Origin of the sequence: Microbulbifer elongatus (assembly GCF_020524885.1) — a bacterium.
Classification (GTDB): Bacteria; Pseudomonadota; Gammaproteobacteria; order Pseudomonadales; family Cellvibrionaceae; genus Microbulbifer; species Microbulbifer elongatus_A.
In genome coordinates this window covers 26,868-39,135 of record NZ_JAIVKJ010000005.1, presented here as the reverse complement: position 1 = coordinate 39,135, position 12,268 = coordinate 26,868, and the positions used below count along the sequence as shown (strand labels likewise).

At 56.2% G+C, this 12,268-nt stretch carries 10 protein-coding genes; 4 read left to right on the top strand and 6 right to left on the bottom strand.

The features are described from left to right. Positions 1–286 precede the first annotated feature (286 nt). Positions 287–1,069 (top strand): tryptophan 2,3-dioxygenase, encoded by a 783-nt coding sequence (locus tag LC059_RS15795; RefSeq protein ID WP_264189668.1) that lies wholly within the window; start codon positions 287–289, stop codon positions 1,067–1,069. A gap of 81 nt (positions 1,070–1,150) precedes the next feature. Here the strand turns inward: LC059_RS15795 and LC059_RS15790 are convergent, their stop codons facing one another. Together LC059_RS15790 and LC059_RS15785 are read right to left on the bottom strand one after the other, a co-directional pair. Beyond that, positions 1,151–1,576, bottom strand: a complete 426-nt coding sequence (locus LC059_RS15790) for an ExbD/TolR family protein (protein WP_226704838.1) — start codon at positions 1,574–1,576, stop codon at positions 1,151–1,153. Positions 1,577–1,743: 167 nt separating this feature from the next. Next, entirely contained in the window at positions 1,744–2,214 is a 471-nt protein-coding gene (locus LC059_RS15785; RefSeq protein WP_226704837.1) for a methylglyoxal synthase, read from the bottom strand. A 250-nt stretch (positions 2,215–2,464) separates the two neighbouring features. Between LC059_RS15785 and LC059_RS15780 the strand changes: the two genes are divergently transcribed. Beyond that, positions 2,465–2,896 (top strand): hypothetical protein, encoded by a 432-nt coding sequence (locus LC059_RS15780; protein WP_226704836.1) that lies wholly within the window; start codon positions 2,465–2,467, stop codon positions 2,894–2,896. Positions 2,897–3,016: 120 nt separating this feature from the next. Here LC059_RS15780 and LC059_RS15775 read toward each other — a convergent pair whose 3' ends face one another. Continuing rightward, positions 3,017–3,922, bottom strand: a complete 906-nt coding sequence (locus LC059_RS15775; protein WP_226704835.1) for a hypothetical protein — start codon at positions 3,920–3,922, stop codon at positions 3,017–3,019. Between the two features lie 123 nt (positions 3,923–4,045). Between LC059_RS15775 and LC059_RS15770 the strand changes: the two genes are divergently transcribed. Next, on the top strand, positions 4,046–4,909 hold the full coding sequence (locus LC059_RS15770) for a hypothetical protein (RefSeq protein ID WP_226704834.1): 864 nt from the start codon (positions 4,046–4,048) through the stop codon (positions 4,907–4,909). Between the two features lie 75 nt (positions 4,910–4,984). Here LC059_RS15770 and LC059_RS15765 read toward each other — a convergent pair whose 3' ends face one another. From LC059_RS15765 to LC059_RS15755, 3 genes are all read right to left on the bottom strand, one after another. Then, positions 4,985–8,152: an efflux RND transporter permease subunit gene (locus LC059_RS15765; protein ID WP_226704833.1), complete on the bottom strand. Its 3,168-nt coding sequence runs from the start codon at positions 8,150–8,152 to the stop codon at positions 4,985–4,987. Next, complete coding sequence (locus tag LC059_RS15760; protein WP_226704832.1) at positions 8,149–9,387, bottom strand: efflux RND transporter periplasmic adaptor subunit; 1,239 nt, start codon at positions 9,385–9,387, stop codon at positions 8,149–8,151. Before LC059_RS15760 ends, LC059_RS15765 begins: the two co-directional genes overlap by 4 nt. A gap of 406 nt (positions 9,388–9,793) precedes the next feature. Beyond that, entirely contained in the window at positions 9,794–10,495 is a 702-nt protein-coding gene (locus LC059_RS15755) for a cyclic nucleotide-binding domain-containing protein (RefSeq protein ID WP_226704831.1), read from the bottom strand. A 522-nt stretch (positions 10,496–11,017) separates the two neighbouring features. Between LC059_RS15755 and LC059_RS15750 the strand changes: the two genes are divergently transcribed. Beyond that, the gene (locus tag LC059_RS15750; protein WP_226704830.1) at positions 11,018–12,223 is read left to right on the top strand and encodes a TonB family protein; all 1,206 of its coding nucleotides are present in this window, start codon (positions 11,018–11,020) and stop codon (positions 12,221–12,223) included. Positions 12,224–12,268: the final 45 nt, after the last annotated feature.

Genomic DNA, 12,268 nt, shown 5'->3' with positions numbered 1-12,268 from the left:
GCTAACGTTTGCGCTGGCAAGAAGGCTCATGACCACGAAGACGGGTTGCGGTCACAGCGGATACGTCACTAGTGTAGCCACTCCCCCTGCAGGCACGAGGTCCAATTCGACCAGTTTGGGTAACGGATTCTGAACCGCCCTGGCTAAATGGAATTTTCCAACCGCGCCACCCAAGACCTTATAATGCGGCCACAGAATGGCGATTCTACGCAATTTCAGATTCATATCCCTGCGGAAACCGGTACAGGTATTTCAGTCGCAGGCAAAAATAAGGGAAGTACCCAGCATGACCGTGACATACAGTTCCTACCTCAAGGTAGACGACCTGCTGAAGTGTCAGCAGCCGCTCTCTGAGGGGCCGGAACACGATGAACTGCTGTTTATCGTTATCCACCAGAGCTATGAGCTCTGGTTCAAGCAGTTACTGCACGAACTGGATTTTCTGGTGCGACTGTTCAATGCGGGAGAGCGCAACCGCGCCCTGCACACCCTCAAGCGGGTGGACGCCATCTACCGCACTCTGATCCAGCAAGTGGACATCCTGGAAACCCTGACGCCACTGGAGTTCATGTCCTTCCGCGACCGTCTGTCCACCGCCAGCGGCTTCCAGTCTTTCCAGTTCCGCGAGCTGGAGTTTCTGTACGGCGCCAAGGACGCGAAGAAACTGGAAAATTACGAGCCTGGCTCGGATCACTATCTGCTTCTGCAAAAGCGCCTGCAGGCTCCTACCCTGTGGGATGCGTTCCTGCAATTCCTCGCCCACGAAGGCCACGACATCCCGGCCTCTGTACTGCAGCGGGATTTCAGCCAGACGGCAGAGCCATCGACCGCAGTACAGAAGGTACTGATTGATGTCTACCGGAATGACCCACTGGTAAGCGATATCTGTGAGGCGTTGGTAGATATCGATACCTCCCTGCAGCAATGGCGCTACCGGCATGTGAAGATGGTGGAGCGGACCATTGGCCACAAGATGGGCACCGGCGGCTCCAGCGGCGTAGGTTACCTGCAGAGCACGCTATTCAAGCCAGTGTTTCCGGATCTGTGGCACATCCGCTCGGAATTCTGACGTTGCGGCGCCGATCTCCAGACACAAAAAAAGCCAGCAGATGCTGGCTTTTTTTGTGCTTTCGACCAATTCAGTAGGAAGTTATTCCTTCTCGAATGGTACCAGGGAAACCTGAATGTTCGGGTTCACCTCTTTTGCCGCATCGGCAATGGTCACATAGGTGTCCGCGCTGGATTTGTTGTGCGCGCGCACAATCACGATGGCCTGCGGGTTTTCCGCAAACATCTGTGCGATACGGGCACGAACGGCACGGCTATCAATGCGGTTCTGACCCATCCAGATCTCGTCAGCAGAGTTCACTGTAATCAGGATATTCTGCTTATCGGGGTCCGGCGGAGTCTGTTCAGTCTGATCCGGATCCGGCACGTTCACGTCCAGCGCCTTCTCTTTTACGAAGGATGCCGTCACGATAAAGAAGATCAGCATGATAAACACAACGTCCAGCATGGGCGTCAGGTCAATATCGGCCTTTTCTTCTTCTACGGCCTTACCGCGTCGTCTACTCATAAAACACCGTACTGTTTTCTAATTCGAATTCGCCGGTCACACCGGTCTAATCAGGGGGGGAAGATTGCCGGGAAATTGCCATCAATGCAAGTGCAACGTTCGCGCGCCGCATATACCCCTTTAAAATCAATAGGTTAGCGGGCGCCCTCCTAGCAGAAGGTCACAAATTATACAGCTAATTCACCTTTTCGCGCTGCCAGATAGCCCTGATAGTCAGGTACTTCCCGGGGAAAACTCCGCGTCATCAGCTCTGAATGGATCATCATATCGGCACTGCTGGCATTACACGCGACCGGGATATTCCACACCGCGGCGATGCGCAACAGGGCTTTCACATCCGGGTCGTGAGGCATGGGCTCGAACGGATCCCAGAAGAAGATCAGGATATCCACCTCGCCCTGACAAATCTTCGCGCCCAATTGCTGGTCACCACCCATGGGACCACTGAACAATTGCTCTACCGACATACCGGTAGCCGCTTCTATTTTGCTGCCGGTGGTGCCAGTACCCAGCAACTGATGCTGTTCGAGAATAGCGCGGTGCTTGCGGCACCACTCAATCAACGCTGTCTTGCGGTTGTCATGCGCCACCAGGGCAATACGCTTTTGCGCGGCAATCGGCTGGTCAATGTAATCCACGTGGCCCCCAGGCAAAAATTGGTCAAATTCACAGTACCCCTTGTTTATTGCCCCCTGAAAGCGGGCCCCAACGGGGACTCTCGAGGATTATGCTAAATTCCACGCCCTTCATCCATCCGGGCGGCGATGGTGACACCAAGACTCGCGCCCGCCACCCAATAATCGCAGTGCGATCATGAGGTAGAGTGCGGGGCAGAGGTCGGTATAATCCGGGCCATCAATTCGCATGCCTGCCTATATAGGAGTAATTATGAGTGTCGGCGCCTGGGAACCAGAAAACCAAGCCTCCAACGACCAGTCGCGCACAGAGATTGACCGCGCCCTGCTGCGACGGATCATCGATGCGCTGAGCAATACGGAGGGCGAAAGCGAGTCCGAAGTCGCGGCGCCGGATCTGACATCCCTCGACCCGGAGATACAGGCGGCCAACTGGTTAGCCGGTGTGCCCGCACCCCAGTGGCTGGAAGAAGCTTCTCACTGGGATGACACCCAGGTGTGGGCGCTCATCCGTTTCTTTACCCTGGCAGAAATGCAATTGCCGGAATGGCAGGGTGGCGCCGAATCTCCCGTGATACCGCTGGCCAAATCCCTGCGTCAACGCAGATCACCGCTGCAGCGCGAACAACTGCTGTGGATTCGACAGCATACTGACAACCGCTACCTGCCCTACGGCCCTTTGTAAATGGGGCATAATTAGACCGGTTACTCCTCGTCACAATACCGCCCTGACATAGACAGATATAAAAGAGGCGTAACGGCAATCCGCTACGCCTCTGTGAGTCCCTCCGCATTGAGCCTTAGGTCATTCCTCAACGCGAAACAATTGGCTGCGCAACAATTCCACACCAGCAAGAACCCGGTAGTTCACAGCCAGCTCTCGCCACAACACATAGCCTTCACCATCCAGTAACCAGGCACTGGGCCGCGCTGCATCTCGCAGCCAGGGGCGCAAAATAATCGGAGCCGCAGAAGGCGCGACAAACCGTGCGCTGCTCATCCCGGTGACATCCAGCTGCAGGACCTGAAACCCATCGACAAGGAAAGCAGACCATTTACTTGCCGGCTGCGCACTTAACAGGACCACCCCGATATTACGGCGCGTTAACTCCGGAATCAGCTCGCGCAACTCACACACTTGTCTTCGACTGTCTGCGCAATAGCTCCCGCGCAGAAATATTACGAGTACACCACTCAGGCCCTTTTCGATCCCCTTTTCTCGGTGCCCCTCCTGACAATCCTCTTCAACACCTTCCCCGAGACTTTTCAGACCTCTATTGTGGCGGAGGGCCCTCGCCCGCCAGTTTTCGCCACCCAAAATCTCTAATGGTGGAAAGACCTCATCCAAAGCCGGCATTTCAGGATGCCCCACCGCACTCAGGTGATGCAGATAAACGAGGACCACGAAAAGATTGCAGATTGCGAGGTAAACCGGCAATCCGCGCTCACTATCTGTCAGTAGACTGATAGCCAATCCAATCAGCACACCGAAAAAAGCACCCGACTCGCGCAAGTCACCGCTAAGTTTTTGTGGATTCAGATAGCGCACCAGCATCCATATCGGCAGTGCCCAGGCATTAATTAACAACCCACACCAGGCAAGCGGAGAATTACTTCCATCGCCACTCGCAATCGCGTAAATCGCCGCAAAACCACAAAGCAACAACCAGAAAAACGCGATAAATGTAAAAAAAACCTTAATTTTATTCATAAGAGAGTAAAAACACCCTTAAAACACTTGCATTCAAGTATATAAATGAGCTGCAATTAGCGCGATGAATTCCACTCATCCAAAATAACACCTAAATACTAAATTTAGATACAGGGATATTTTATGGCCGCACGTAAAAAAGCCACTGCCAGCAAAGTGAGCGCCGTAGCGAAATTAGAAGCGGAGCTCGCCTCTCTGAAAGGTCAGCTTGAAAAAGCTCGCAGCTCTCAGGAAGACGCCGCTAAAAAGGAAGCTGACAAGGCTTCCAAAGAAGCTGACAAAGCTGCCAAAAAAGCACAGGCTGCCGCCGCCAAGGTAAAAGCCGCCCGCGCGAAAAAGAAATCTGCCGCTCAGCAGAAGCAACTGAAAGCTGCTCAAACCGCCGCTAGCGCTGCCAAGAAAGCCGCTGCTGCCGCCAAAGCCGCTGCTACCGACGCCAAAGCCAAGCTGTCCGCAATCAGCTCCGACAACGCGCTGGCCACTAAAGTAGCCAAAGCCGTAGCCAAAGAAGAAGCCGCCATCACCAAGAAGCTGGCTGCTGCTGAGAAGAAGAAGGCCGCTGCTGCCAAGAAGAAAGCTGCTGCTGCTGCCAAGAAGAAGGCCGCTGCGGACAAGAAGAAAGCTGCCGCTGCTGCCAAGAAAGCCGCTGCCGCTGCCAAGAAAAAAGCCGCTGCTGCCAAGAAGAAGGCTGCCGCTGCTGCCAAGAAAAAAGCCGCTGCTGAGAAGCAAAAAGCCGCTGCTGCAAAGAAAAAGGCTGCTGAAAAAGCCAAAAAGGCTACTGCCAAAGCTAAGGCTAAGGCGAAAGCTGGTGCCAAGAAGAAGCCAGGCCGCCCAGCCAAGAAAGCTGCCGCTAAAACTGCAGCGAAGAAGCCGGGCCGCCCAGCCAAGTCTGCTGCAGCCAAGAAAAAGCCTGGTCGTCCGGCCAAGTCCGCTGCCGCCAAGAAGGCTCCCGCGCGTCGCGGTCGTCCGCCGAAGGCAAAATCCTAAGCTGTCATTTCTGGCACATGGAACGAAAAAACCCCGGCTCGCCGGGGTTTTTTCTTTTTGCATACCGCAATTGGTTTAGCTGTCACGCGGCCGGAGTTTGCCCAGGATTACCGGGATCACCCCTTTAATCAGATCACGCAACGTGGAGGGCAGAACCAGCATCACCGGTGTCACAATCAAAGTCAGCAGGGTAGAGAAGCTCAAGCCATACACAATGGCGCTTGCCAGCTTGACCCAGAATGACGCGATTACACCATTGACGACCACATCCCTTCCGACCATATCCACACTCACCCCCAGCGCAAGAGGCAACAGGCCGAGAATGGTGGTGACGGTGGTCAGGAATACAGGGCGCAAGCGCTGCGCCGCCGCCTTGACCGCTGCCTCGCCGGGCGCCAGTTCCGGCTCAGACTTGCGCACATAGTTGTAGGTATCGATCAACACGATATTGTTGTTCACCACAATTCCCGCCAGCGCCACGATACCGACACCAGTCATAATCACACTGAAAGTGCTCTGGGTTAGGGTCAACCCCAGCATTACCCCGGCGGTGGACATAACCACCGAAGACAGAATCAGCGCGGACTGATAAAAGCTGTTGAACTGGGTTACCAGCAGGATGAACATCAAAAACAACGCCAGAGAAAAAGCAGTCTGCAGGAACACCAGAGATTCATTCTGATCCTCGTCAGCACCTCGATACAGCAGCTCCACCTCATCGTCCAGCGGGTGCTCTTCCAGCCATCGACGGATCTCACGCACTTTGTCATCGGCCAGTACCCCGTCTTCCACATCCGCCTTGATCTGCATGCGGGTGATACCATCGATACGCTCGATCTTGTCCACCTTTGGCGCGGCTACGGTGGTAACAAAGCTGCTGACAGGCACCGCACCGCCGGTGGTATTTACTTTCAGAGCTTCCAGCGCGGTGATACCGCGAGCGGAATCCGGATAACGAATACGGATATCCACTTCTTCGTCGGAGTCGTCCGGACGGTATTTCGCCATCAACACACCGTTGGTTACCAGCTGTACTGCGCGTCCGACGCCGGTGAGATCCGCTCCGTAGAGAGCTGCCTTGGCGCGGTCGACGGTCACCTCCCACTCAATACCAGGTAACGGCGCTGTATTGACAATATCTCGCACGCCTTCAAATTCACTCTCCAGTGCCCGGTGAAGACGCCAGTTTTCCGCCAGCAGGCGATCGTAATTGCGGCTGCGCAGTTCCAGTACAATGTCTTTGCCTACAGGAGGCCCTCCTTCATACGGGTTGGCACTGGTCTTGATCCCGGCGAAGTGCCCGGTACGCTGGCGAATATCCGCGAAAATATCCCGGCTCTTTCTCTCCCGTAGCTCCGTGGGATGCAGCTCTACCAAAAGATTGGCGATCTGATCCGGCGCCTTTTCCTGGCGACCGGAAATGCCGCCGGAACCGATTGCGGTATAAACCAGCCGTACCTCCGGTACCTCCATCACCGCGGCTTCTACCTGAGTCACCAGCACACGCTTTTCTTCCAGCGACAAGTTGCCCTGGGCCCGCACCTCCACATTGCCGTACTGCTCTTCGGTTTCGGTAAAAAACTCCACCCCGGGATTGAACTTGCCATATGCAATAAAGATGGCGATCAAAACCGCAATGGTACTCGCGAAGGAGGCAAACGGGTGGCGCACCACAGGGGCCAGCATCCGGGCATAAAAACCGGTAATGCCCCGCAGCTCCTCAGGCTTACCCTGCTCAAGCTGCTTGAGGTAATGCTGTGTAGAAAGGTCCAACTGGCTCTTGCCGAATAAAGAGCCAAGTACGGGGGCAAAAAACAATGCGTAAACCAGGGATCCTGCCAGCACGGTAAACACGGTCACCGGCAGGTACCGCATAAAGTCGCCCACCACCCCGGGCCAGAAGATGATTGGCAAAAAGGCAGCCATGGTAGTGGCGGTGGAAGCGACAACCGGCCAGAACATACGCCGCACTGCGATACCGTAGGCTGCCCGCGCAGACAGGCCCTCGGCCATTTTACGATCGGCATATTCGGTGATGACGATGGACCCATCGATCAACATGCCCAGTGCCAGCAACATGCCGAACATCACCATAAAGTTGAAGGTGTAGCCAAGAAGCCAGGTAATGATCGTGCCGAATAGCAGCGAAAATGGGATTCCCAGGCCAACCAGTATCCCTGAGCGGAAACCAAGGGCCGAGACCACGATGATCATCACCAGCAACATGGCGGTAAGGATATTGCCCTCCATTTCACTGACCATATCGCGCGCCCAGTTGGACTGGTCAAAGACGAAGTCCACTTCGACTCCCCGCGGCAGAAATTCGCGCTCGGCGTTTACTGCCGCGCGCACCTTGTCCGCCAGGTCCACGGAGCTCGCGCCGGTGCGTTTTTCCACACTGATGGAAAGCCCCTGTCGACCATTCACACTGGTGTAACTGGTGGCATCTTTAAAGGTGCGTCGGATATCGGTTACCTGCCCGAGGGTGACGACACCATTTTCGGACTGCTTGAGCGGAATCTGGTACACGTCTTCCGCCGACTCAATGAGTCCCGGAACCTTTACGGAAAAGCGCCCCTTACTGACATCCATTTCACCGGCAGGAATCAGCAGGTTGTTACCCAGTACCGCATTGACCAGTTCACCACTGGTGACCTGATAGTGCTCCAGCCGTACGGGATCGATGATGGCTTCCACCACCTCTTCCCGATTGCCACTGATCTCCGCACTCAGTACTTCGCCGACGTTTTCGATCTTGCGCTTGAGCATTTGCGCGCTGCGCAGCAGTTCGCGCTCACTGGCGCCCTCACTAGTGAGCGTCACGACAATGGAAGGGGCCGGCTGTGCCGACGCTTCCTCCACCACCGGCTCTTCCGCATCTTGCGGCAGCTTCGCCTTGGCCCGATCCACGGCATTACGCACTTCGTCAACGGCCAGGTCGATACTCACCGAGGAGTCGAACTCGATCACCAGATACACCAGTGACTCCCGCGCCGTCGCCATGACCTCTTCCACGCCCTCGAGCGGGCGAATCTCCTGCTCCAGTGGACGAACCAGCAGCCGCACCCCATCCTCCGGGGAAATTCCGTCGTGCATCACCTGCACGATCACGATCGGAGGATCGACCGCCGGGGTCGACTCTACCGTCATTGCGCCGCGAGCAGCGATACCCACGATAACAATCAACAGCATCAGGCTGATGCTACTGCGAAAACGGCTTACCGCACTATCCAGCAGCATCATTGCTGAGGCTCCTGTGACAAGGGTTCAGAACGTTGTGCCGCGATATCTGCGGCGGACTCGGGCAGCTTCGCGCCGGAGAGCGCATCTGCCGAGTTCGCAGCACCGTTGCTGGACACCGGCGCCGGCAGATCGCCTGCAGACTCTTCAATTTCCACTGCAACCTGCTCGCCTTCGGTTACGTACTCCTGCCCCACCGTAATCAGTAAGGGACGCGCTGGCAGGCCGGCAACCCAGACACCCTCATTTTCATCGCTGACGAGCTGTACATTCACAAACCGTACCCGGTGCTCTTCGTCCAGGGTGCGCAGACCCAACTGGCCCTGGTCATCCAGGGTCAGCAGCGAGGCATTGATCCTGTGCGCGAGTACTTCTCCGGTAGGTAGCGCCATACGCGCGCTGAGACCGCTGCGCAGCGCACCATTCGTGTTCGGCACAGCGACTTCAACGCGATAAGCGCGGGTGGTGGGGTGAGCCTGCTGGCTCACATAGCGCAACAGCCCATCCAACAACTGTCCCTTCTGCAACTGCGCGCTGGCTGGCCCGCCGGGCTGCAGGCTGCCGACTTGTGATTCAGATACCTCACCCACGATCAGCATGGGGTCGAGATCCAACACCGTTGCGCACTCCTCACCGCGGCGGATGAAATCCCCTAGTTCCACCGCCCGGCTGTTGACCAGACCATCATAAGGCGCCCGGATCTTTAGGTTCTTCACATCCACCTGGGCCCGCTTCAGTTCTGCGCGGGCAGTGGCACGTGCTACCTCCTGTTGCGCCATTGCCGCCTCGGACTGCAGCCCACGCCCCTTCAGCTTCTGTGCGCCGGCATAGTCCAGCTCTGCTTTGCGCAAGCTCACTCGCGCGCGCTCCAGTTTTTCCGGGCGGTCCTCCGCGGCAATCTCACAGATTACATCGCCCGCCGATACGCGCTGGCCCTCTTCAACCGGTAGCGCCGCTATCACGCCGTCCAGCTCGGCCCGCACCTGTACACTGCGATTTGCCTCGGTACGACTATTTACCACCACCCGGGTGACATACGGCTGGGCTTCCAAGCGGCGCGCCTTGACGGTAATCGCCTCGGCAGTCGGTCGCTTCGCCCCTGCACCGGGTGTTTTCTCGGGCAGATGTTTGTCACCGCCTGTGAGCAAGCCGCTCAGCAGCCACAAAACAGCAAGGACAGTAACAATCGCAGCGACTCGGTAGTTGCGCTGCCGCCAGAAGGCAAACAGAAGGTTCATACCTGCAGTATTCCTGTGTATTCGGGAGATAGTCGGATTGAGGCCGTCCTGGCCTCATCAGCGGTTGGAAAGTGTACGCATTTTATGCGTAATAAGATTACTGCACATTGGCGAAAGCTGCCGGATTGCGAAATCCATAGGCTACCAGAGCGCTATAAACAGGAATTGAGATATCTCAAAGGAAATGGCGAGAAGTGTATTTACCCACAAGATGGGGTTCTCGGGTGGCTAAAAAGCCGGACCAGCCGGAGAAAAGAACGATTAAAAGAACTGAAGTCGACCGCGGCGGCAAGGTTAATGTAGAGGGAGACACAAATGCCCGACGACGGAGGTCGGGCGAATAAGGTATGAAAGTGCGCCCGTAGTAATGGGCTCAGGTGCGAACCAGGAATGGTTCAAGGTCGGTTTATGACAGTATCGACTCGAGAAAATTCGTCATATCGGACTCTTCGGCCGCAAGCTGGCCACTGCCAAATTCCGCGTTCCAGTCCAGCAGAATCCGGGCGAGGTCCTTGGCCTGCCCCGCCAGCGCCACCAATTCTTCCTTACTGTTTTTGGGCCCGGTGTACAGCTTCAGCCGACGGTGACTGTTAGCCAGCTCGTGGTTCGGGTACTTGGAGCGATACACCTCGAGCTTCCAGCGCAGGGAGTGCACCATATTGCGATAGAACACCAGCTTGGTTGGCAGGTGCAGCAGAGAGAAGTCCTCCAGGTCACCAAACAGGGTACAGTCCACCGCCAGCACCTGGATTTCCTGCCCGACTGGCGCGGCCACAATAGTGGCACTGCGCGGCTCTGCCAGTAGCATGGACAGATCCCCGAAAACCTCGCCTGGACGAATAACAGCCAGCGGGCGCTCTTCACGCGCTGCCGCCTCATCGTCCACATGCACATGCAATTCACCACGCAGCAGGAAATACACCCACTGATCCACATCACCGGTATGCAACAGGGCCTCGCCGGGTGAAAGGGTCGAAAGTCGCGAACGCTTAAGCAGCACATCGTACTGCCACTCACTGGTAGCACGAATATCGCGAAATAGATGTATGACATTCAGGAGACGATCTACCGCATCTCGCGGGTAATCACTGAGCGGTTTGTAATCCATGTAACTCGTATAGTTTGGTTGAAACTCTTGGCTTGTTCGAATGTGGTCTAGACAAATAACGGTTGTCTACCGGCTGGGTCGGATCGCCCTTCTATATATTGCTCGCTTGCTGCGCCAGGTTGCATAACCGGGGGAAGTTAGAGTGGACCAGCCTTCCACTGATGCACTAACAATTTTGCCAGATCCGGCGTGCATAACCCGAAACCGCATTCTAGGCGGAAAGTGACCGCTGTCTGCCCCGCCAATGGCCGGATTTGAAAAAACGAGACATTTTACCCATTTCGGGGTTGAACTCCATTGCAGTTACAGTAGAGTTGAGGAGAGCCTCGGTTAATCCACGCCCAAAACTGGATAAAAAATCATCCTTAGGTTTCCCGGCCGGTTTATACGAGGCCCGCGCCTTTCGGGGGGAGGGTGCGATCCAAGTGACTGGAAATTTCTCTGGGGTATTTTGATTGATTTTTCAGCGCTTTATCTGCCGGGTTCTGCCCATCCGGCGTTGGAATAGATACCAAAGCAAAAATGAAAACGACCAACTTTGTCATTGCCCTGCTGTTGTTCGCTACGGCCCTGACTGCAAAAGCCGCGCCGCTGCTGAACGGTCTCGCTCTGGAACAACAATTCAATAAAGATCAATACATCGCCGCCGTTTACTCTGAACGGCTCGCCAACGACGCCGGCACATTGCTCAACAATAGCATTCCGCGCAGCCTCGAAGTCCGTGTCATCGCGGAACGACTTTCCGCTCGCCGCTTCCGCAACCAGTGGATGGAAGGCATTGCCATCAATAACGCGGGCAATACCCTAACCGGGCAAGCTGAGAACATGGTGACCTTTGCCAACCTGTTCAAGGGTCGGCTAGTGGCCGGAGATCGCCTCCGTGTCGACTTCGCAGCAGATACGGGTACCACTTCCGTATCCCTGAACGACATCATGCTCGGTATGATTGAGGATAAAGATTTCTTCAATACCCTGCTGCGCGCCTGGATTGGCCCGGTACCTCCCTCTACCGATTTCCGTGACGGCCTTATGGGGTCCGGTCAAGTAGATTCCGGCCTACTGGCCACTTATGAATCCCTGCAGCCAGGTGCCGACCGCGTTGCTCAGGTCGCAGCCATGGTGGACGAGCAGGAAGCCGAAGAGCAGCAAGCCGCAGCCCCGACCCCCAAGAATTCGGAGCCTGCTCAGGTAGCCACTACCGGCACACCCAAGCCTGACCTCAAAGCAGACATCCCGCCGCCCACACTGGCTGCCATTGGTGCGCCCGCCATCGCAAAGCCCGCGCCCGCTCTTGCCGAGTCCAAACCGGAAACTGTTGCCCAGGCGCCGACCTCGCAGCCGAAGCCTCTGAAGCCCACCACCACCCGCCGTTCAGCGCCAGTGGAAGAGGAACTGGAGGAAGAAGACGAGGCACCGCTGACCGCCGACATGATTCTTGCCCGCCAGATTTATCACTCGATGTTGCTGCGTCACACTTTCAAGCACATTCGCTATCCGAAACGCGCCCAAGAGCGCGGCCAGGAAGGCAGCGTACGCCTGAACGTGACCATCGACCAAAAGGGTAACGTCAAGGACGTGAGCACACTGCAGGAGTCCCGCTATGCGAGCCTCAACCGCGAGGCCCTGGAAGCGGTAGAGCGCGCTGGCCCTTACCCGGCCACGCCGGCTCAGCTCAAACTGGATGAGTATCGATTCTCCGTGCCTATTACCTTCCGCCTCCCGGACTGATTAGGAAACACATCAGACAAGCTTCCAAAAACCCCGCCTCGCGGG